Raw genomic sequence first — 21807 nt, forward strand, 5'->3', positions numbered from 1 at the left:
TCGGGCGATTGCGGCTGCCCGTTCCCTACCCCCTTCAGCGCCCGCGATAGGCCTCCCTTAGACCCCTCCATCTCCCTCCCACCGCCGTTAGTGGTAACCTCCGCTATTTTTAAAACGCATATCTGGTCTCTGAAAATATGACTTCGCCCGCTCCACTCCCGCCCTCTAGACTTGCTCCAGCCCAGCGGGACCGGCGCCATCCGGCCGCGACAAGCCAGCAACACGACTGGTTCGGGACATCCCAAACAAGGAGACAGACGATGAAGAAGGCGTTGCTCGCCCTTCTGGCGGCCTGCGGCATGGCCGCCGTCGCCCCGGTGCAGGCCGACACGGCCTGGCCTGCCAAGCCGATCCGACTGGTGATTCCGTTCCCTCCGGGCGGCGGCACCGATATCCTCTCCCGCCTCGTCGCCAATCAGCTGACCCAGAGCGCCAAATGGACCGTGGTGCCGGACAATCGCCCGGGCGCCGGCGGCACCATCGGCATTGCCGAGGTCGTGCGCGCGGCGCCGACCGGCTACGAGCTGGTGATGGGCCAGAAGGACAACCTCGTCGTGGCCCCGTGGCTGTACAAGACGGTCAAGTACAACCCGAGCAAGGACCTGGTCGCGGTGACGCATGTCGCCTACACACCGATCATGATCGTCGCGCCGGCCAATTCGCCGTTCAAGAACATCGCCGACGTAGTGGCCGCCGCCAAGCGCGCGCCCGGCTCGATCAAGTACGGCTCGCCGGGCAATGGCACGACCATTCATCTGGCCGCGGAAATCTTCAGCCAGGCCGCGGGCATCAAGCTGCTGCACGTGCCGTACAAGGGCTCGAACGCCGCGATGATGGACGCCATCGCCGGCAACGTGGACCTGATGGTGGCCTCGGTGCCGTCGGCCATGGCGCAGATCAAGGCGGGCAAGCTGCGCGCGCTGGCCGTGACCTCGGCCACGCGCAGCACCTCGCTGCCGGATGTGCCCACGCTGGCCGAAAGCGGCTACAAGCAGGTCGACGTCAGCACGTGGTACGGCATCTTCGCGCCGGCGAAAACGCCGCGCGAGGTGGTCGACAAGCTGGCCGCCGAAGTGAACAAGCAGCTCGCCACGCCGGCGATGATCCAGGCGATTCACGAGCAGGGCGCCGAGCCGAAGCTGATGTCGCAGAAGCAGTTCGCCGATCTGGTCCAGTCCGACTACAAGAAGTGGAAGACCATCGTGCAGGAGTCCGGCGCAACGGTGGAATAAGCCGCAGCGCAGCTTCGCCGGGCGTCTCGCCGACGCCTGCATGATCCCGGTGCCGCCGCCCCGCCGGCGGCACCGGCGCCCCATCTCTCCGCCTCCCCATTCCCCGCCTCCCCGTTCCCCGTTCCCCGTTCCCCGTTCCCCGTTCTCCGTTCCCCGTTCCCCGTTCCCCGTTCCCCGTTCCCCGTTCCCCGTTCCCCGTTCCCCGTTCCCCGTTCCCCGTTCCCCGTTCCCGGTTCTCCGTTCTCCGTTCTCCGTTCTCCGCCTCCCCTCCCCGCTCCGCGCCTCCCCGCTCCGCGCCTCCCCGCACCCGCGCCTTCCCTGCACTGCCGCCGTTCCCCGCACTGCCACCTTCCCCGCACCGCCGCTCTCGCCCGCCATCCTGAGGCAAAAATCACTGACTTTGCCGGCCCCGCCGGCATCCCCCGCCCGCTCACCTATATTCCAGTGAATCGCTACCCGCGAAACCGAGACGCCGCGTACCGCCCGCTCCACCGCGGTACGCGAGTGCGGTCCGGGACGCAAGGCAAGGAGGCAAACCATGGCCACGCCCAACTGGAACATCGAGGGTCAGTATTACGAGACCTGCAACTGCGACTTCATCTGCCCGTGCCTGCCGGGACAGCTGGCCGCGCCGCCCACCAAGGGGCACTGCATCTTCGCCATGGGCTTCCAGATCGAGCAGGGCCGATATGGCGAGGTGTCGCTCGATGGGCTCGGCTTTATCGTGCTGGGGTCGACGCCAGAGGAAATGGGCAAGGGCAACTGGTCCGTCGGCGTGATCGTCGACGAACGCGCCGATGCCTCACAGCGTGATGCGATCACCGCGATTGCCAGCGGAGCCGCGGGCGGGCCGATTGCGGCGCTCTCCCCGCTGGTCGGCTCGTTCGCCGGGGTGGAATCGGCGCAGATCCGCTTCGACCGCAACAGCCGCAGTTGGTCGGTCACCGCGCCGAACCTGGTCGACATGGCGGCCGAAGGCGTGATGGGCATCAATCCGAATGCGACCGAGCCGATCCATCTGGATAACACCGGCCACCCGGCCGCGGACCGCGTCGCGCTGGCGCGCCCCGCACGCAGCCACGTCCATGCGCTGGGCCTGGTCTGGGACGACGACAGCGGCCGCAACAATGGCCAATATGCGCCATTCTCCTGGCAGGGAGCCTGAGCCCGCCGGCGCGGTGCCGCTACCGGCCGGCGTTCGGGACAACGATCGGGGCAACGATCGGGACGGCGGTAGAGACGGCGGTCGGGACGCCGCCCGGTACGGCGCATTGCAGCGGCGCGACCGGCTGTTCGGCTGGGCCTGCATGCTCGCCATAGCGGCGCTTGCGTGGGGCTATCTGATCCATCTGGACCGGTCGATGCCCCCCACTGCGGATCACGACGCCATGATGGCCGGCATGGGCATGGGCAAGGACATGCCGATGCCCTGGACGGCCGCGGACCTGCTCTACACCTTCGCAATGTGGGTCGTCATGATGATCGGCATGATGGCGCCGGCCGCCGCGCCGGTGGTGCTGATCTACGCCGGACTGCAACGCCGGCGGGAGAACCGCAGGCTGCCGGCGACGGTGGTCTGCTTCGGGCTTGGCTATCTGGCCGTCTGGACCGCTTTCAGCGCGGCCATGACACTCGTGCAATGGGCCCTGCACGAGGCCCTGCTGCTGTCGCCGGCGATGGCGATGTCGAGCCGCGTGGCCGCTGGCGCGATCCTTTGCGCGGCGGGCCTCTACCAGCTGACGCCATGGAAGCGGGCCTGCCTGACCCACTGCCGCAGCCCGCTCGGCTTCCTGATGACGAACTGGCGCGACGGCAAGCGTGGTGCACTGACGATGGGCATGCGGCATGGCGCGTTCTGCCTGGGCTGCTGCTGGGCGCTGATGGGCGTACTGTTCGTGACCGGCGTGATGGCGCTGGCCTGGGTCGCCGCGCTGGCCCTGCTCGTGCTGCTGGAGAAAGTGGGGCCCGAGGGCTTGCAGGTGGCGCGCCTGTCCGGAATCGTGCTGATCGCAGCAGGGGCGCTGCTGATCTGGCTTGGCGCGGCGCCGATGGCGGCCTGATCCTGGGGCCTGCCGCGGCTGTGTCAGCTGTCGCCATTGGGGGCCGCTGGGGGCGCTGGGGCCGCTGTTGCGGCTGTGGCGGCCGTCGAGGCTGTTGGGGGCGTTCGCCCCCGGTACACTGCGGTATTCCTCCTCGGAGACCGCATCCATGCCCTCGCTGCGCACGCTCTATCCCGAAATCGAACCCTACGAGACCGGCACGCTCGATGTCGGCGATGGCCACGTCATCTACTACGAGCGTGCCGGCACGCCCGGCGCCAAGCCGGCGGTGTTCCTGCACGGCGGGCCAGGCGGCGGCATCTCGCCCGACCATCGGCGCCTGTTCGATCCGTCACGCTATGACGTATTGCTGTTCGACCAGCGCGGCTGCGGCCGCTCGACACCGCATGCCGGGCTAGAAGCCAATACGACCTGGCATCTGGTCGACGACATCGAACGGCTGCGCGCGCTGGCCGGTGTCGAACGCTGGCTGGTGTTCGGCGGCTCGTGGGGTTCGACGCTGGCGCTGGCCTATGCGCAGAAGCATCCCGAGCGCGTCAGCGAGCTGGTGCTGCGCGGCATCTACACGGTCTCTCAGGCGGAGCTCGACTGGTACTACCAATATGGCGTGTCGGAGATGTTCCCCGACAAGTGGGCACGTTTCCAGGCGCCAGTGCCCGAGGCCGAGCGCGGCAACATGATGGCGGCCTACCGCAAGCTGCTGACCGGCGACGACAAGGCCCGCCAAATTGAAGCCGCGCGCGCATGGAGCGTGTGGGAAGCCGAGACGATTACGCTGTTGCCCGATCCGGCGATCGCCGCCAGGCACGACGACGGCCATTTCGCGCTGGCGTTTGCGCGGCTGGAAAACCACTACTTCACGCACCGCTGCTGGCTGGAAGAAGGCCAGCTGCTGCGCGATGCGCACAAGCTGGCCGGCATTCCCGGCGTCATCGTGCATGGCCGCTATGACATGCCATGCCCCGCGCGCTATGCCTATGCGTTGCACCAGGCCTGGCCGCAGGCCGATTTCCATCTGATCGAGGGCGCCGGCCATGCGTGGACGGAGCCGGGCATCCTCGATCAGCTGATCGCCGCGACCGATCGCTTCGCCGACGCGCAAGCCCTCACTGCACGCGAATCTTCGCGGTCTTGACGATCTCGCTGTACTTCTTCAGGTCGTTCTGGATCTCGCTGGCGAAGGCCTCCGAAGTATTGCCCGACGGCACGATCCCCAGCGTCGCCAGCCGCTCACGGGTATCGGGCATATTGACCACTGCATTGAGCTCGCGCGCCAGCTTGTCGACGATCTCCTTCGGCGTATGGGCCGGCGCCAGCAGCCCTACCCATGAGTCGCTGACGAAACCGGGCACGCCCGACTCCGCCAGCGTCGGCACGTCCGGCAGCGACGGCACGCGCTTCGCAGCGGACACCGCGATCGCGTTGGCCTTGCCGTTCTTCACGTATTGCTGCGCGCCGGCCACCGCGGTAAACAGCACCGGCAGCGTGCCCCCGACCAGATCGCCCATGGCCTGTCCGCCGCCCTTGTAGGGCACGTGGACCATGTTCAGCCCGGTGCGCGCCTTCAGCAGTTCGCCGGCCAGATGCGGCGTGCTGCCGGTGCCGGCGCTGCCATAGGACAGGCCCGCCGAGATGGTTCGCGAGTACGCCACCAGCTCGCTCAGGTTCTTCGCCGGCACCGACGGATGGGTGATCAGGATCAGCGCGGCATCGCCGATCTTGCTGATCGGCACGAAATCCTTGACCGTGTCGAACGGGACCTTGGCGAACACATGCGGGTTGATCACCATGGTGCCGTCGAAGCCGAGCAACAGCGTATACCCGTCCGGCGCCGCCTGCGCGGCCATCGCGGTGCCGATATTGCCCGACGCCCCCGGACGGTTGTCGACCACGACCTGCTGGCCGAGCCGCTGGCCCAGTTTGTCGGCGATCACGCGCGCGCTGGTGTCCGAGACCCCGCCGGGAGCGAACGGCACGATCAGCCGGATCGGCCGCGCCGGATAGTCCTGGGCCAGGGCGTTGGAGCCCGGCCCCGCGGCGAGCGCCAGCACGGCGGCCCCCAGCGCCTGAATCAGTTTGCGGCGTTGCATCTTGTCTCCTCCTGCTCGTTATATCGCGGGTCGTTGCGTCCGCGCTGCGCTACTCGGGGCGAATGCCGCCGCGGCGTGCCACTTCGGCCCACTTCTGCGTCTCGCTGCCGATGAACGCGCGGAACGCGTCCGGCGGAGTCAGCACGATGGCGGCGCCCTGGTCCCGCATCTGCTTGGCGACCGCGGGGTCGGCCGTGACCTCGCGCAGGTCGCGGTGGATCTGTTCGACCGTGGCCGCGGGCATGCCGGCGGGTCCGAACAGGCCATACCAGTTCAGCGACTGCACGCCCTCGAGGCCGGCTTCCTTGAACGTCATCGCGTCGGGGAAGATCGGCATGCGCTCGTCCGCGGCAACGCCGATCACGCGCAGGTTGCCGCCGTTGACGTGCGGCAAGGCGGTCAGCACGCTGGTAAAGCCCGAGGCGAGATGGCCGCCGATGATGTCGACCATGATCTGCGCCCCGCCCTTGTACGACACCGGGATCGTCTGCAGCTTGCCGACCTGGCGCAGCAGCTCGCCGGTCAGTCGGGTCTGCCCCTCCGAATAACCCACGCCGAGCGGTTGCTTGCGCGCGGCCTCGACCAGATCGTTCAGCGTCTTGTACGGGCTCGACTTGGCGACCACCAGCACCATCGGCGACACCGCCAGCCGCGTGATCGGCGTGAAGCCCTTGGCGGTGTCATACGGCAGGCTCTTCATCAGCACCGGATTGATCGCGTGCGAGCCGACCACCATCAGCAAGGTGTGGCCATCCGGCGCCGACTTGGCGACGTGGCCGGTGCCGATCACGCCGTTGGCGCCGGAGCGGTTCTCGACCACCACCGACTGGCCCCAGCGCTCCGACAGCTTCTGCGCCACCAGCCGGCTGACGATATCGGTGCCACCGCCTGGGGCATAAGGCACGATCAGCGTGACGGGCTTGTCGGGCCATTTCGCGGCGGCGTGGCTCCAAGGCGCGGCGGTGGCCAGGCAGGCCACGGTCATCATGGCCGCGCGCATCCAGCGATGGTTCAGCATCGGTTGTCTCCTGTTGTGTTCGTCGTGTGTTGTGCTTGTTGTGCTTGTTGTGCTTGTCGGGGCTTGCTGGGGCTGTGGCGTGAATCCGGACGGCGGACTCATGTCACCGGTTCAGCCCCGTACCGGCGCCGCAGCCATGCGCTGGATCGCCCGCCCAACGGACGTCCCAGCAGCGACTCCGCATAACCGACGGCATCGAGCAGGCCCTCCAGCGCGATACCCGTGGCAAAGCCGCTCTGCTCCGCCATCAACACCAGGTCCTCGGTCGCCAGATTGCCGGCCGCGCCTGGGGCGAAGGGGCAGCCGCCGATGCCGCCGACGCTGGCGTCGAAGCGCCGCACGCCCGCTTCCAGCGCGGCCCACGCATTGGCGGCACCGAGGCCGCGCGTGTCGTGCAGATGGACCGCGAGCCGGTCGATCTCGATGGTGTCGGCCAGCGCGGCAAAGCGCGCCTTGACTCCGGCCGGTGCGGCGGCGCCGATGGTGTCCGCAATCACGATCTCCTGCGCACCGGCCTCGCGCATGCGCTGCGCCAGCCGGACCACGGTGGAGAGCGGCACCTCGCCCTCGAACGGACAGACAAAGGCGACTGCGACATAGGCGCGCGTGCGCAGGCCGAGCTCGCGTGCGTGGGCAAGCGTCTCTTCGCTGACCGCGGTGGCCTGCGCCAGATCCATATTGATGTTGCGCAGGTTCATGGTCTCGGTCGCGGACAGCACCACGGCGATCTCCGGCGCGCCAGCGGCATGCGCGCGCTGCAGTCCCTTGCGGTTCGGCACCAGCGTCGACAGGCGCAGATCGGGCAGCTCCCCGCGCAAGCGGGCCACCACGTCGGCCGCATCGGCCATCTGCGGTACCGCGCGGGGCGAGACGAAGCTGGTCGCCTCGACGCTGCGCACACCGGCCGCGGCAAGGCGGCGGACCAGCTCCAGTTTTCCCTCGGTCGAAATCGCCACGGCCTGGTTCTGCAGGCCATCGCGTGGCGCGACATCGGTGATGACGATCGTTTCCTGTTCCATCGTCGTTGCCTCCGTCATGCGACCGCGCCGGCGGCGCGCAACCGGTCCAGCCGATCGGCGTCGTAGCCGAGCAGATCGCGCAGCACGGCCTCCGTGTGCTCGCCGACCGCGGGCGGACAGCTGTACGCCGGCGCGGCCGCGCGCGACAGCTTGACGGGATTGCCGGGCATGCGCACCGTCTCGCCAGTCTTGAGCTCGACCTCGACCACCATGTCGCGGCCGAGCACCTGCGGTTCGCGCAGCGCGTGGGCGAAGTCATTGACCGGGCCGCACGGAATGCGGGCCTGGCGCAGCCGGTCGAGCCAATATGCCGACGATTCGCCGCGCAGCACATCGCCGATGATCGCGTCGATGCGGTCCTTGTCGGCGTAGCGGCCCGGCTGGCGCAGATATTCCGGGCGGCGCAACTCCGGATGGTCGATCACGCTCAGGAAGCGCTCGAAGAACGCATCGCCGATGCAGGCGATGATGATGTGGCCGTCGCGGGTGGGATACGTGTTGTACGGCACGTGCACGAAATGGCTGTTGCCGATCCGCTCCGGCACGATGCCCGACATCAGATGCATCGTCGCCATGTAGTTCAGCAGCGAGATCTGCGCATCCAGCATCGAGATATCGACGTGCTGTCCCACGCCGCTGCGCTCGCGCTCGGCCAGCGCCGCCAGCACGCCAATCGCGCCGAACACGCCGCCGCCCAGATCGCCGATCGGAATGCCGCTGCGCACTGGCGGTCCATCGGCCATGCCGGTGATCGACATGCCGCCGCCCATCGCCTGCACGACCTGGTCGAAGGCTGGCTGCTGCCGGTCCGGGCCGGTCTGGCCGAAGCCCGTCACCGAGCAGGTGACGATGCGCGGATTGACCTGCGACAGCGCGGCATGATCGATACCCAGCCGCTCGGTGACGCCGGCGCTGAAGTTGTCGAACACCACATCGGCATGGCGCACCAGATCGAGAAACACCGCGCGGCCGGCGTCGGACTTCAGGTCGATGCAGACGCTTTCCTTGTTGCGGTTCAGCGTCAGGAAGTAGGCGCCCATGCCGTCGCGCGCATAGTCCTCGCTCTCGGCCAGCAGCCGCCGCGTCCCCTCTCCGGCGCCGGGCGGCTCGACCTTGATGGTGCGCGCGCCGAGATCGGCCAGCAGCATCGTGCCGTACGGGCCCGACAGCATATGGGTCAAATCCAGCACGGTGATATGGCTGAGCGCCTGCATTCTTTCCTCCGTCGGTAGCATGCGGCTTGTTCCGCAAGCCCCATGCCACCTTTGCGGCGCGAGATAAGCCATTGATTATTTTGGATAATTCATTCTGCTACTCGCGTTTCACCGTTTCATGAAACACTGGCGAGACATCGATGAAACACGGCGAAAGCGCGCGGCCTGAGCTTCGAGGCGGGACGAAGCGCGCAGACCGCCGGCGAGGAGACCATGCGCAACACCCCGAACGACCGCGGCACCCGGCCGCGGCTCTGCTTCATCAGCTACAAGCACCTGAGCCGGTTCGCGATGACCGTGCTGGACGAATACGCGGACCGGGCCGAGATCGAGGTGGTCAACGCCTCGTTCGAGGCGGCCCTCGACGCCGCGCGCGAGCGCATCCGCGACGGCTCGACCGACGCGCTGATCAGCGCCGGCGCCAACGCCACCATCCTGCGCAACGCGGTGGTGGCACCGGTCGCCACCATCAAGCTGTCCGGCTTCGACATCCTGCTGGCGCTGCTCAACGCGCGGCGCATCTCGTCCAAGGTCGGCGTGGTGATGTACGGCGCGTGCATCCCGGAGCTCGATGCGGTGCGCGACCTGCTGAAGATCAAGGTGGCGCAGTACGCCTACCGCACGCCCGACGAGGCCCGGCAGTGTTTCGAACTGCTGGCCCGCGACGGCTACGAAGTGGTGGTCGGCTCGAGCATCGTGGTGGAGCTGGCCGAGCAGTATGGCTTGCAGGGCCGCCTCGCCTACTCGCTCGGCGCGGTGCGCCAGGGCATCGAGGACGCGATCGAGCTGGCGCGTGTCGCCCGGCTCGAGGCGGGCCGCTACGAGCAGCTGAACGGCGTGCTGCACAACCTGCAGGAAGCCGTGCTGGCGGTCGATCGCGACAATCGCCTGATCGCGGTCAATCCGCCGATGGAGAAGCTGCTGGGACGTGTGCGCGCCCGCTTGCTCGGCCAGCATCTGGACGACATCGAGCCGGCGCTGTCGCTGCGGACCACGCTGGACAGCGGGCTGCAGGAGCGCGGCAGCGTGCTGCGCTACGCCCAGCGCGACTGGATCGCCAATCGCACGCCGATTCGCGAGCACGGCGATACGGTCGGTGCCGCCCTGACGCTGTACGACGCGCGCAATATCCAGGACGCCGACGCCAGCCTGCGCAGCCAGCAGCGCCGCCATCAGCCGACCGCGCGCCATCGTTTCGACAATCTGATCGGAAGCAGTCCGTCCGTTCTACGGGCCTGCGCAACCGCCAGGCGCTTCGCGCGGACCGACCTGACCGTGCTGATCTCCGGCGAAAGCGGCGTCGGCAAGGAGCTGTTCGCGCAGGCCATCCATAACGACAGCAAGCGCGCCGGCAAGCCGTTCGTCGCCGTCAATTGCGCGGCCTTTCCGGAGGCGCTGCTCGAGAGCGAACTGTTCGGCTACGAAGAAGGCGCGTTCACCGGCTCGCGCCGCGGCGGCAAGCGCGGCCTGTTCGAAGCGGCTCACACCGGCACGCTGTTCCTCGACGAGATCGGCGACATGCCGGTCTCGTTGCAGACGCGGCTGCTGCGCGTGCTGCAGGAGCGCGAGATCGTGCGGCTGGGCGGCGGCGTACCGATTCCCGTCGACGTGCGCATCATCGCGGCGACCCACCAGCCCTTGCCGCAGCGGATCGCGGCGAAGCAATTCCGGCAGGACCTCTACTATCGGATCAACACGCTGCAATTGCGCATCCCGCCGCTGCGGGAGCGGACGGAGGACATCGAGGCGCTGGCCACCGTGCTGCTGCGGCGAAGCCTGGACAGGCTCGACAGCGACCTGGACGCGACGGCCTTGCTCGCGCCCTTGCGCGAGCGGCTGCGAGCCTACCGCTGGCCGGGCAATGTGCGGGAGCTCGAGAACCTGTGCGAACGGATGGCCGTGTTCTTCTCGCAGTGGCAGCACGTCGACGCGATCGCGTTCGACGAATTGCGCCACGACTGTCCCGAGCTTTATGGGTTGGATAGCGGGGGCTCGGACATTCGCTCGGACATTCGCTCGGACGTTGGCTCAGGCCCCGGCGCCAACGCCGCGTCTCGCGCGCGGGTGCTGGAGGTGCTGGCGGCCTGCGGCGGCAACCGCCAGCAGGCCGCGCAGCGGCTGGGCATCAGCCGCGCGACGCTATGGCGATGGGTGAAGGAAGCGAGCGGGCAAGCCGCGCCGCCCATCGCACCCGACGACTAACTTGACGCCTCGCCAGACGCCTCGCCCGACGACTCGCCCGACGACTCGCCTGACGACTCGCGTGGCGACTCGCCTCATGACTGACCCGCCTCGTCAGACCTCGCCCATCGCCGGGTCGCTGACCGTATGCCGCCCGGTTTCCACCCGGCCGGCAAAGCGGCGATAGAAGGCCGGATCGCTGCTGCATGTCACCGCGAAGTCGTACCACTGGCCGCTGTCGGCCAGCGACCAGTGGCGCGAGGCCGTGCCGCCCGCGGCGACGTCGACCTGCCAGGGTCCGTCGGCACGATAGGCCAGCGGTGCGATGGCGAACTGGCACGCGGCGGCGCCCGGATTGAGCAGGTCCACGTAGACGTCGCCGTTGGCGATGTCGTAGCAGACACGGATCTCCGGCGCGGCCTGCGCAGCGCCGAGCCGGTTCAGGTCGCCCTTGAAATGCCGGTGGTGGCCGTTGGGGCCGAGCACCCACAGATCGTAGCGGCCGAAATTGTCGGACCCGGCGTTCCAGGTATCGGACAGCGTCTTGCCGGCCTCGACCATATAGCGGCGCGGGATGCGGTCCAGCTTGTGGCCGTCGTAGACGTGGAACACGGCGGCCTGCGTACCGGTATTCGAGAACAGCAGCTCGACCTGGCCCGACCCCTGGCCCGATGCATGGCAACGCGCGCTGGTATGCAGCTCGTAGGGCAGCGCGCGCGAAGGACGCGTGCCCGGTGCCTGCAGCGGCAGCGCCATGTCGCGCGGCACCGGCACGGCCGGCAGCCGCTGCTGCGCGGCGCGCAGCGCGTCGGCCGCATCCCGCGTGGTGCGGCCCGCCAGCGTCGGCAACGCCTCGGTATTCGGCGTCTTGAAATTGAAGGCGCTGGTCAGGTCGCCGCAGACGGCGCGCCGGAACGGGCTGATGTTCGGCTCCTGCACGCCAAAGCGGGCCTCGAGGAAGCGCAGCACCGACGTGTGGTCGAACACCTGCGAATTGACCCAGCCGCCGCGGCTCCACGGCGAGATCACGTAAAGCGGAACGCGCGGTCCCGGCCCGTAGACGCGGCCGTCCGGCGCCGGCTGGCTGGTGCTGCCCTGCGGCGGCGGCTGCGTGAAATACTCCGGTGCCAACTCTGCCTCGCTGAGCGTGGTCTTGCCGGCGTACGTGTTGTCGGGATTGCGCGACGGCGCCGACGGCGACGGCACGTGATCGAAATAGCCGTCGTTCTCGTCGAAATTGACGATCAGGACCGTCCTGCTCCAGACCTCCGGATTGGCGGTCAGCGCATCGAGGACCTCCTGCAGGAACCACGAGCCCTGTACCGGACTCGAGGGCCCGGGATGCTCGCAGTAGATCGACGGCGCATTGATCCACGATACCTGCGGCAGCTTGCCTTCGCGCACGTCGCGCTTGAAGGCGTCGAGATACTGGTCCGGCTGGCTGCCCGGCAGCGTGTTGGCGACGCCCTTGTAGAGCGGATTGCTGGCGTTGTCGGTCGCCGCATCGTAGGCGTGATACGGCAGCGGCTGGCCCGTATCGTTGTACGGCGCGCCGGGCGCACCGCCGCTCGACACCGGAAAGCCGGACGCCAGATTGGCGCGGCGGAAGGTCTGGAAGGCGCCGAGCATGTTGTCGCCCCACTCGTCCGGCATGTTCTGGTAGCTGATCCAGCTGATGCCGGCCTCTTCCAGCCGCTCGGCATAGGTCTTCCACGTGTAGCCGACGTTCGCGTCCGACGGGATGCCGTTGATCGCATCCCACTCGTTGTTGACGAAGGCCACGTTCTGCGGCACCGGCCCGTTGGTGCCGGTCAGATGGAAGGCCCGGTTCGCGTCCGTGCCGGTGTGCATCGAGCAGTGGTAGGCGTCGCAGATCGTGAACGCATTGGCGAGCGCGAACTGGAACGGGATCTCCTGCTCCTTGTAATAGCCCATCGACGTGTCGGTCTTGGCGACGGGCCAACGCGACATGCGGCCGTGATCCCAGGCCTCCTGGCTGTCCTTCCACGAGTGCGGCGTGCCGGCGACCCGCTGCGCGTTGTTGGCGGTGCCGTCCAGATGGTAGGGCGTGATCACCGTGCCGTTCGCGCGCTCCTGCTGCCAGACCTTGCGGCCGTTCGGCATCGGGATTGTGATGCGGTCACCGAATCCGCGCACGCCGCTCAGCGTGCCGAAGTAGTGGTCGAACGAGCGGTTCTCCTGCATCAGGATCACCACGTGCTGCACGTCCATGATGGTGCCGGTGGCATTGTGGGCCGGAATGGCCAACGCGCGGCGAATGCTGGGAGGAAAGGCGGCGAGCGCCGCGGCCGAAAAGCCCGCGGCCGCGCTCGCCTGCAGGAATCTGCGGCGGGAGGTCATTTCTGTTTGTTGTTGTGGGCGGAGTCGGAGGGCCGGGTGCGGATCGCGCTCAGGGAGCGCAGCGCAGTTCCGGCTTGGGCGTCTCGGGGGGCTTCGGCGTTTCGCCCGGCTTGTCGTCGTCGCCGCCGCAGGCGGTCAGCACGGCGGTGGTCAGAAGAACGGCCAACAGCGCTCTCGTCATTCTCAGGGCTTGCATTGGAACCTTCGCTGGCGTGGAAAGAAGGGGGAGAGATTTTTCCGGCTTCGGAAAATCCCGCCAGCCTAGTGCGCCTGCATGACGGCACTGTGACCCGACGCCGAACTCCCGCACTGTTGCGGAGTGGTCCTTGTCATCGCCGCGTCATGCCGCTGACATCGCCGTTCGGTACGGTGCCGGCTTCGGCTGTCCGGCGCCCCGCTGCCTCGGGCGCCGGCGCCAATGGTTTCCCGATCGCCGCCCTGCCGGTACCATCCCGCCATCCCAGCCGCCTTTCGCCATGCCATCGAACAGCCGTCGTCAATTCCTGAAGATCGCCAGCACCGGCGCCGCCGCTGCCGCCACCCTCGCCGCGTTCCCGCCTGCGATCCGCCGCGCCCTTGCCATCCCCGCCAATAACGCCACCGGCACCATCCGCGATGTCGAGCACGTCGTGATCCTGATGCAGGAGAACCGCTCGTTCGACAACTATTTCGGAACGATGAAGGGCGTGCGCGGCTTCGGCGACCGCTTTCCGATTCCGCTTGCCGGCGGGCGCAACGTCTTCGAGCAGACCTATACCGAGAATGGCGTCAGCCGCATCGTGCTGCCCTACCATCTGGACAGCAGCGCCGGCAACGCGCAGCGCGTCAGCGGCACGCCGCACAGCTATCCCGATGCGCAGGACGCCTGGGACCTGGGTCGCATGAACCAGTGGCCGACGTACAAGGAGCCGCATTCGATGGGCTTCTATACCGAAGCCGAACTCGATTTCCAGTACGCGCTGGCCAACGCCTTCACGATCTGCGACGCGTACTTCTGCTCGTTCCATGGCGGCACGAACCCGAACCGCCTGTTCCACTGGACCGGCACCAACGATCCGACCGGCGCGATGGGTGGCCCGGTGATCGACAACCGCGGCGATTCGCTCGATGCGACCAGCATCAGCTACCGCTGGACCACGTATCCGGAGCGGTTGCAGGCCGCCGGTGTCAGCTGGAAGGTCTACCAGAACCTGCCGGACAACTTCACCGACAATCCGCTGGCGGGCTTCAAGCAATATCGCGAAGCCAACGCGGCGCGCGGCAACCTGCCCAACGGCAGCCCGTATCCGCCCTACACGCCGGCAGACGAATCGATCAGCCCGCTGATCAAGGGCATCGGCAACACGATGCCGGATGGCGGCTTTCTGCAGGCACTGAAGGACGATATCGCGGCGGGAACGCTGCCGCAGGTGTCGTGGATCGTGGCACCGGCCACCTACTCCGAGCATCCCGGGCCGTCGAGCCCGGTGCAGGGTGCCTGGTATACGCAAGAGGTGCTCAACGCGCTGACGGCCAATCCGGAGGTCTGGAGCCGCACCGTGCTGCTGATCAACTTCGACGAGAACGACGGCTTCTTCGACCACGTACCGCCGCCCTGCGCGCCCGCGTTCGACAACGGCACGCTGGCCGGCGCCTCGACGGTGGCGACCGACGGCGAGTATCACACCGACGGCAAGCCCTATGGTCCCGGCCCCCGCGTGCCGATGTATGTGGTATCGCCCTGGAGCCGCGGCGGCTGGGTCAATTCGCAGGTGTTCGACCACACGTCGGTGCTGCGCTTCCTCGAAGCCCGTTTCGGCGTGATGGAGCCGAATATCAGCGCGTACCGCCGCGCGATCGCCGGCGATCTGCTCTCGGCGTTCAACTTCGTCAATCCGAATACCGAGACGCTGCCGACGCTGCCAACGCGGGACAAGACCAGCGCCGATGCGATCCGCACCGCGCAGGGCCAGTTGCCCCAGGTACCGCTGCCGCCGACGACCGCGCAGCAGATGCCGGCGCAGGCGACCGGCACGCGCCCCTCGCGCGCGCTGCCGTATGAACTGCACGTCAGCGGCCGGGAAGACCCCAGCGGCCGCGCGATGTGGCTGCTGTTCAGCAATACCGGAACGGTCGCGGCCGTGTTCCATGTTTACGACCGGCTGCACCTGGACCGCGTGCCGCGCCGCTACACCGTCGAACCGGGCAAGCAGCTCGACGGCCGCTATGAGGTCTTTGCTGGCGACGAAGGCCGCTACGACCTGTTCGTGCTGGGACCCAATGGCTTTCATCGCAGCTTCCGCGGCGACGTCAGCACGCTGGGCACCGCGGGTGCCAGCGCGCCGGAGATCCGCGTCTGCTACGACATCGCCAACGCGGCGGTCTACCTGACGATGATCAATGCCGGCGCCAGCGCCTGCACCTTCACCGTGGTGCCGAACGCCTATCGCAACGATGGCCCCTGGACCTTCGAAGTCCCCGCCGGCAAGCAGCTGGACCAGCACTGGCCGGTGGGCTCGCAGGGCAACTGGTACGACTTCACGGTGACTACCCAGCAAGGCAGCTTCCGCCGCCGTTTTGCCGGGCGCATCGAGACCGGCAAGGACCTCGTGTCGGACCCGGCGATGGGCGAACGCGACTGAGGGGTCCGTCGGCGGGGCTTGGCTTAGCGGCCGGGCTTAGCGGTGGGCCTGGTGGTGACGTTGGCGCTGAGCCTGGTGGCGCGCTTGGTCGGGTGGCTCAGTTGCTGCGGCGCTCCCGCTCCGCCCGCAGCTTTTCGTAGTACGCCCGCTTGGCCGCATACATGCGCGCGTCGGCCTGCTTGACCGTATCGGTCAGGCGCTCGCCGACCGCACAGGTGGCCGCGCCGATCGCGAAGTTCAGCGCCGCGCCCGGATAGAACTGGTTGTTCAGTTCGACGACCTGCTCGATCTGCGCGACGATCGAGGCCGTGGCATGTTCGTCGCGGTCCGGCAGCAGCACCATGAACTCGTCGCCGCCGACACGGGCGATGCAGAAGCCGTCGCCGACCGCCTTCTTCAGGGCCTCTCCCGCACGGCGCAGCAGCGCATCGCCATCGCCGTGGCCACGGTTGTCGTTGATCTGCTTGAGTCCGTTCAGATCCACGGCGATCACGCTGACCGGCCACGGCCCCTTGCGGCCGAGACGCGCCAGCTCGTCCTCGTAATAGGCGCGGTTGTACAGCTTGGTCAGCACGTCGTGCTTGCCGAGGAATTCGACGTAGGCCTCGGCCTTCTTGCGCGCGGTGATGTCGGTCAGCGACACCAGCACCTGATCCCATTCGGCCTCGTGCCCGGGGAATACCGACCATTGCATGTACACATCGACCTGGCGGCCGTCCAGCGCATAGTTGACGACCTCGCGCTGCTGCCACAGCTTCTCGTTCCACAGATCGACCAGCTGCTCGGCAAAGTGCCCCTGCATGTCATCGCGGAACACGTCCCCAAGGCGCGACAGCAGCACCGGCTTGGATGGCGCGCTGAACATCAGCAAGGTCTGCTGGTTGACGTCGATCACGCGGATTTCCTGCATGCAGCGCGCGATGAAATCGGGATGGACGTTCAGGAAGGTCCGGAAATCGGTAATGCCGGCGGCGCGCACCTCGTCGAGCAACACCTTGACCGCGCTGAAGTCCTCGACCCACAGCGACACCGGCGAATGCTCGAACAGCCCGAGCGCGTATTGCTGGCTATTGCGCAGCTCCCGCTCGGCGCGCTGGCGCTGCGTGATGTCGTCGATCGACAGCAGCACGCGGTCCCAATGCTGCTCGTGGCCCGGCAGCACGCGGCCTGACAGCTGGATATCGAGACGCTGGCCATCGAGCGTGTAATTGACCGATTGGCCGCCGAAGACGCCGCGGCCGTCCCACAGGTCCACCAGTTCCTCGACGTGCTGCTCGAACATGTCGTCGCGGAACACCTTGTCCAGATTTCCGACCAGATCGGCGAGATCCCGGGCGCCGTAGAGCTCCAGCGTGCGGCGGTTGACATTGACGATGCGCATCAGCGACGAACAACGGGCAACCTCGTCGGGATGGCCATGCAGGTAGGCGCGCAGATCGGTGATGCCCGCGGCCCGCAGGCCATCGAGATGCCGTTTCAGGTCACTATAGTCTTCCAGCCACAACGAGACTGGCGCGAGATCGAACAGGTTCTGGTAGTCGTCGACGGTGGACGCGCTGCTTTCGGCCTTCAAGGCGGATTCCTCTGATTCCAGGCTGGCGTGGCGATCGCAACCGGGCCGGATGGCCGGGTTGCGCTGTGCTTGCTCTGCCTTGGCAAGCCACGCAAAGCCCGTAGCATAGGGCACCACGCCCCGGATGGGAAACCCGCCATCGTGGAGGGGCTCAGGTTCCGTCGATCTTGAAGCCGATGTCCTTGATGAACTTGCCCCACCGGGCATGATCGGTCTTGATCTGCGTGGCAAAGGCCTCCGGCGTGACGGCCTGCGGCGGCAATACGCCGACGCCCGCCAGCCGCTTGTGATAGGCCGGGTCCGCCAGCACCTTGCGCACGGCTGCCGATACCGCCTCGACGGTGTCCTTCGGCATGGCCTTGGGACCGAACAGCGCGAAATAGCCGCTCAACTGCTCCATCTCGGCAAATCCCAGTTCCCGGAACGTCGGCGCACCGGGCGCGAGATCGGAACGTTCCGGAATCGTGGTCGCCAGCACCTTGGTCTTGCCCGCCTGATAGAGCGGCACCCCCGTGGTCAGCCCGTCGATCATCAACGGCACCACGCCGCCGACCAGGTCCTGCGTGGCCGGCGCCGAGCCCTTGTACAGCACGGGCTCGATATGGGTGCCGGACAGCCGGTTGAACAGCAGCGGCCCGAAGTGCGACGAGGTTCCTGGCCCGTACGACGCGGAATGCAGCGGCTTGCCGGGATTGGCCTTGGACCAGGCAATCAGTTCCTTCAGCGAGGAGAACGGCGCGTCCTTGTTCGCCACCATCACGACCGGCGCCTTGCCCAGCTCCGCCAATGCGGTCAGATCGGTCAGCGGGTCGTAGGGCACGCGGTTGATATGGGCGCCGGAGGTCGCCGACGAGCCGAGCGTGACCAGCAAGGTGTGGCCGTCGTTCTTCGCGCGGATCACGTCCTGCGTGGCGGGGATCGTCGCCCCGCCCGGCTTGTTTTCCACGACGACCGACTGGCCGATGACCTTCGTGAAGTAATCGGCGAACAGCCGCGCCACCACGTCGGTGCCGCCCCCCGGCGGATAGGCGACCACCAGCCGAATCGGCCGGCTCGGCCAATCCGCCGCCCATGCGCTTGGCGCCAGGCCGGTTGCCGCGAGCGTCGCGGTGGCGCAGGCCGCCGCGCCGAGGAACTGTCGTCGATCCATGCTGATGTCTCCGGCTGTTGTTTTGGGTCAGCTGATTTTGGGGTCCGCTGCTGCCGGTTCATCTTAGTGGCTGTTCCAGCCCGCGACACGTTGGGGTTTTCCGCCATTTTCCGCATGGCAGAACGGGCGCGATGCAGGCCCGGTCGCGCCGGCTCAGGTTCCGCTTTCCTGATCGGGGACCAGCTTGATGGTCAGCGGCGCGAGCGCGGGGCCCGACAACACGCTGCCGTCCGGCGCGAAACGGCTGCCGTGGCAGGGACAGTCCCAGCTCATCTCGACAGCATTCCAATGCACGATGCATTTCATGTGCGTGCAGACTGGGGATACCGCGAACAGGCGCCCCGCGGCATCGCGATAGGCCGCGACGCGTTCGCCTTCCAGTTCCGCGATCGCGGCGCTTCCCGGTGCGAGGCTCTGCAGCTGCTCGTGCTGGCGACGCGTCAGATAGTCCTGGATCAGCGCCTTCCCCATGCTGACCACTTCCTCGGCGGTCCCCTTCGCCGATTTCACCGCGGTCAGCCGCGTCGCCTTGTAGAGCTCGCTCCAGCGATTGTCGATGCCGAGAATCTGGTCCGCGAGGATGGCCGCGGCCAGCGTGCCGTAGGTCAGGCCGTCGGTGGCGAAGCCCGTCGCGACGTAGCTGCCGAAGGCGTCCTTGCCGATATAGGGCAAGCCGTCCGGCGACGGGAAATTCTGTGCCGACCAGCGAAAGGCAATCTGCCGAATGCCGAGGCGCTGCCTTGCCGATTCCTCGAGCTTTGCCATGGCCGCTGCCGCGTCATGCTGACCGGTCTTCGCTGTCTGGCCGACGCAGACCAGGTAGTTGCCCTGCGTGGTGTCGAGCCCGCGCACCGACAGGCGCTCGCTGCCCTCGGCGTAGAAGATCCCCACCGGAAACGAATCGCCGTCCAATGGCGCCGCCAATCTGTACTCGCGATGCGGCACCATGCCGGCTTGCATCAGATGGAAGCCGCTCGGCGAATGCGTGGCGAGCACGATGTGCTGCGCCTTGACGCTGCCCCGCTCCGTTCGCAGCAGTTGCTGCGCGCGGTCGATTTCGACCACCGGCGAGCGCTCGAAGATGCGGCAGCCATTGTCGGCCGCATGCCGGGCGAGCGCCAGCACGTAGGCAAGCGGATGGAATTGCGCCTGCTGCTCGAGCACCAGCGCATCGCCGTGCGCATGCGGCAATCCTGGCGGCAAGGCCCCTTCCCTGCGGATCGCAAGACCGGCGGCCAGCGAGGCCTCGAATTCCGCTTCGATCCCGTCGCGCGCGTTGGCCGAGGCCGGATAGCGCACCAAGGGGCAACGCCGGAAGGCGCAATCGATGCCGAGGCGATGGACATGTTCCTCGATCCAATCCACCGCTTCCGCGCGCGACTGCGTGACCTGCCGCACGACATCGTCGCCCCACTTCTGCCGGAGCGCATGCAGGCCGCTGCTGACCGTTGCGTAGAGATTGCCGGTGGAATTGCCGGTATCCCCGACGCCCAACCCATTCGCCTCCAGCAGCACCACGCTGCGGCCAGCTTGCACGAGGCGCCAGGCGAGACTGACCCCGGTAATGCCGCCACCGACGATCGCGATATCGGTCTGGATGTCCTCGACCAGCAAGGGCCAGCCGGTCGGATTTGTGGTGCCACGCCAGAGTGAAATTGTCATGTGGGGTCTCCTTGCGGCGATGTCGATTCCGCCCCTCCGCTCAAGCCTTGCCTGCGTTCTCGCGGTCCAGGCGCGCCATCACGCCTTGCACGATCCGGTCGCAGCGCACGCCGCCGAATTCGTACAGATCGCGACCGGCGAGATCGATCTCGCGAGCGAGCGCTTCCCGCAGCAGGCTGCGTGCACGGAAATGCCGGCTGCGGACCGTGGCCTCCGGAATATCGAGACACTGCGCGGTCTCCTCCACGCTCATTTCCTCGACTTCGCGCATCACGAAAACGAGACGGAACGTCTTGGGCAACCGGTCCAGCTGGCGCTCGATCAGTCCGCGCAATTCGGTACGCGCGAATGCCCTGTCCGGTGCATCGTCGTCGGGTGCGGGATAGTCGTGCTCCATAGCGTCATCCCCGGATGAAGCCACCATCGGAATCACCTTCTCGCGGCGTGCGTGGCGTCGCAATCGACCGAGGCATTGATTCAGTACCAGCCGCGACAGCCAGGTCGCCAGCGCCGCGTCGCCGCGGAACTCGCCGATCGCGCGATAGGCCGACAGATAGGCCTCCTGCAGCGCGTCTTCCGCCTCCGCATCGTCACGCAGCGCCGCGCGCGCCAGACGGTACAGACGCCGGTTGTTCCGCCGGATCAGCAATTCGAACGCGGAACGATCGCCCGCCGCGATACGCCGGGCCAGCTCCTGGTCTTCGCCATGAGGCTGGCCGGTAGCGGGCGCCGTTGCACTGGAAGGGATCATCGCTTGCGAATATCCAGAACCGCCTGCATGGTCGGATGGAGCGTGCAGACGTAGGGCACCGATCCATCGCCCTGCACCACGTGCTCCCATGACGCACCGGGTGCGATATGGCCGGAATCGAAGGTCCTGCCGTCCGCCGACGTCGCGGTATGCGGCACGATATCCTGATTGACCCAGACGACGCGATCGCCGCGGTGCACCATCAATGTCGAAGGACGAAATTCCATTCCCTCGATGGTGACAATATAGGTCGCCGCACCGACCTCCGTGCCGCCAAGGACCGCCGCCATCACCAGCGGTCCCAGAATGGTCCCCCGGCTCCAATTCATGGCTTCTTGTTCGTCTTCGCGTTCTTGGTCTTCGGCAGCGAGGCTTGCAGGTGCTTCGCATGCTCCAGATGCGCGACGAACGCCGGCCGCACCTTGACCAGCAGAGCCTTCAACTCGGCATTGCTGGCGCTCGGCACCAGGGTCTTGTCCAGGGCGTTCAGTACGGCCTGGTGGTAGTCGACCTCCTGATCGACATAGGCCTTGTCGAAGGCCTCCCCCTTGAGCCCCTTCAGTTTGGCGATGTTTGTTTCCCCGCCGCGCTTCAGGGTCTGCGCCGTGGGGTTGTCTTCGGGCTTGAGATCGAGCTTCTTCGCCAGGTCCATTGCGGACTTGTTGACGCTGGAGTGGTCGGTGACCATCAGGTCCGCGAACTCCTTCACCTCCTTGGACTTCGCCTTCGTCCGCGCCAGCTCGCCGGCGTCGATGTCGACTTGATTGGCTGTGACCACGATGGCCGCGATTTGGGCGTCGTTCGGGGACTGGGCCGAGGCGATTGCCGCGGCGCAGCATAGGGATAGGGCCGTCAGGATGTGTTTCATTTCATCG

17 protein-coding genes are annotated in these 21807 nt (G+C 67.3%); 6 read left to right on the forward strand and 11 right to left on the reverse strand.

Going from position 1 to position 21807, the window contains the following annotated elements:
* Window positions 1-260: 260 nt before the first annotated feature.
* From AC6EI8_RS02885 to pip, 4 genes are all read left to right on the forward strand, one after another.
* Entirely contained in the window at window positions 261-1232 is a 972-nt protein-coding gene (locus AC6EI8_RS02885; RefSeq protein WP_498381239.1) for a Bug family tripartite tricarboxylate transporter substrate binding protein, read from the forward strand.
* A 538-nt stretch (window positions 1233-1770) separates the two neighbouring features.
* A complete protein-coding gene (locus AC6EI8_RS02890) occupies window positions 1771-2397 on the forward strand; it encodes a DUF1326 domain-containing protein (protein WP_498381240.1) in 627 nt (208 codons plus the stop codon).
* Window positions 2318-3292, forward strand: coding sequence for a DUF2182 domain-containing protein (locus AC6EI8_RS02895; protein ID WP_498381241.1), 975 nt, complete (start codon window positions 2318-2320; stop codon window positions 3290-3292). The genes AC6EI8_RS02890 and AC6EI8_RS02895 overlap by 80 nt, the downstream gene beginning before the upstream one ends.
* 148 nt (window positions 3293-3440) lie before the next feature.
* Complete coding sequence (gene pip, locus AC6EI8_RS02900; RefSeq protein WP_149315961.1) at window positions 3441-4427, forward strand: prolyl aminopeptidase; 987 nt, start codon at window positions 3441-3443, stop codon at window positions 4425-4427.
* On the opposite strand, the gene AC6EI8_RS02905 is transcribed toward pip, so the two are convergent.
* The 4 genes from AC6EI8_RS02905 to AC6EI8_RS02920 form a co-directional block, all read right to left on the reverse strand.
* Window positions 4399-5382, reverse strand: coding sequence for a Bug family tripartite tricarboxylate transporter substrate binding protein (locus tag AC6EI8_RS02905; RefSeq protein WP_498381242.1), 984 nt, complete (start codon window positions 5380-5382; stop codon window positions 4399-4401). The genes pip and AC6EI8_RS02905 overlap by 29 nt on opposite strands.
* Before the next feature lie 49 nt (window positions 5383-5431).
* Window positions 5432-6400, reverse strand: a complete 969-nt coding sequence (locus tag AC6EI8_RS02910) for a Bug family tripartite tricarboxylate transporter substrate binding protein (protein WP_498381243.1) — start codon at window positions 6398-6400, stop codon at window positions 5432-5434.
* 98 nt (window positions 6401-6498) lie between these two features.
* Entirely contained in the window at window positions 6499-7437 is a 939-nt protein-coding gene (locus AC6EI8_RS02915; protein WP_498381244.1) for a hydroxymethylglutaryl-CoA lyase, read from the reverse strand.
* Window positions 7434-8633: a CaiB/BaiF CoA transferase family protein gene (locus AC6EI8_RS02920; RefSeq protein WP_149315964.1), complete on the reverse strand. Its 1200-nt coding sequence runs from the start codon at window positions 8631-8633 to the stop codon at window positions 7434-7436. The genes AC6EI8_RS02915 and AC6EI8_RS02920 overlap by 4 nt, the downstream gene beginning before the upstream one ends.
* Before the next feature lie 213 nt (window positions 8634-8846).
* Here AC6EI8_RS02920 and prpR point away from each other — a divergent pair, with 213 nt between their 5' ends.
* The gene (gene prpR, locus AC6EI8_RS02925; RefSeq protein WP_226105745.1) at window positions 8847-10835 is read left to right on the forward strand and encodes a propionate catabolism operon regulatory protein PrpR; all 1989 of its coding nucleotides are present in this window, start codon (window positions 8847-8849) and stop codon (window positions 10833-10835) included.
* A gap of 93 nt (window positions 10836-10928) precedes the next feature.
* Here prpR and AC6EI8_RS02930 read toward each other — a convergent pair whose 3' ends face one another.
* Window positions 10929-13175 (reverse strand): phosphocholine-specific phospholipase C, encoded by a 2247-nt coding sequence (locus AC6EI8_RS02930; protein WP_498381245.1) that lies wholly within the window; start codon window positions 13173-13175, stop codon window positions 10929-10931.
* 476 nt (window positions 13176-13651) lie between these two features.
* On the opposite strand from AC6EI8_RS02930, the gene AC6EI8_RS02935 reads away from it, so the two are divergent.
* On the forward strand, window positions 13652-15796 hold the full coding sequence (locus tag AC6EI8_RS02935) for a phosphocholine-specific phospholipase C (protein WP_498381246.1): 2145 nt from the start codon (window positions 13652-13654) through the stop codon (window positions 15794-15796).
* 97 nt (window positions 15797-15893) lie between these two features.
* Here the strand turns inward: AC6EI8_RS02935 and AC6EI8_RS02940 are convergent, their stop codons facing one another.
* From AC6EI8_RS02940 to AC6EI8_RS02965, 6 genes are all read right to left on the reverse strand, one after another.
* The gene (locus tag AC6EI8_RS02940; RefSeq protein WP_498381247.1) at window positions 15894-17369 is read right to left on the reverse strand and encodes a sensor domain-containing diguanylate cyclase; all 1476 of its coding nucleotides are present in this window, start codon (window positions 17367-17369) and stop codon (window positions 15894-15896) included.
* A gap of 151 nt (window positions 17370-17520) precedes the next feature.
* Window positions 17521-18519 (reverse strand): Bug family tripartite tricarboxylate transporter substrate binding protein, encoded by a 999-nt coding sequence (locus AC6EI8_RS02945; protein WP_149315969.1) that lies wholly within the window; start codon window positions 18517-18519, stop codon window positions 17521-17523.
* Window positions 18520-18672: 153 nt separating this feature from the next.
* A complete protein-coding gene (locus AC6EI8_RS02950) occupies window positions 18673-20181 on the reverse strand; it encodes an FAD-dependent oxidoreductase (protein WP_498381248.1) in 1509 nt (502 codons plus the stop codon).
* A 40-nt stretch (window positions 20182-20221) separates the two neighbouring features.
* Window positions 20222-20932 (reverse strand): RNA polymerase sigma factor, encoded by a 711-nt coding sequence (locus tag AC6EI8_RS02955; RefSeq protein WP_498381249.1) that lies wholly within the window; start codon window positions 20930-20932, stop codon window positions 20222-20224.
* The gene (locus tag AC6EI8_RS02960) at window positions 20929-21222 is read right to left on the reverse strand and encodes a plastocyanin/azurin family copper-binding protein (RefSeq protein ID WP_150083991.1); all 294 of its coding nucleotides are present in this window, start codon (window positions 21220-21222) and stop codon (window positions 20929-20931) included. Before AC6EI8_RS02960 ends, AC6EI8_RS02955 begins: the two co-directional genes overlap by 4 nt.
* 35 nt (window positions 21223-21257) lie before the next feature.
* Window positions 21258-21800 carry a DUF4142 domain-containing protein gene (locus tag AC6EI8_RS02965; RefSeq protein ID WP_498381250.1) on the reverse strand — a complete coding sequence of 181 codons (543 nt, stop codon included), beginning with the start codon at window positions 21798-21800 and terminating at the stop codon, window positions 21258-21260.
* Window positions 21801-21807: the final 7 nt, after the last annotated feature.

It is taken from the genome of Cupriavidus sp. R6-3 (assembly GCF_059772245.1).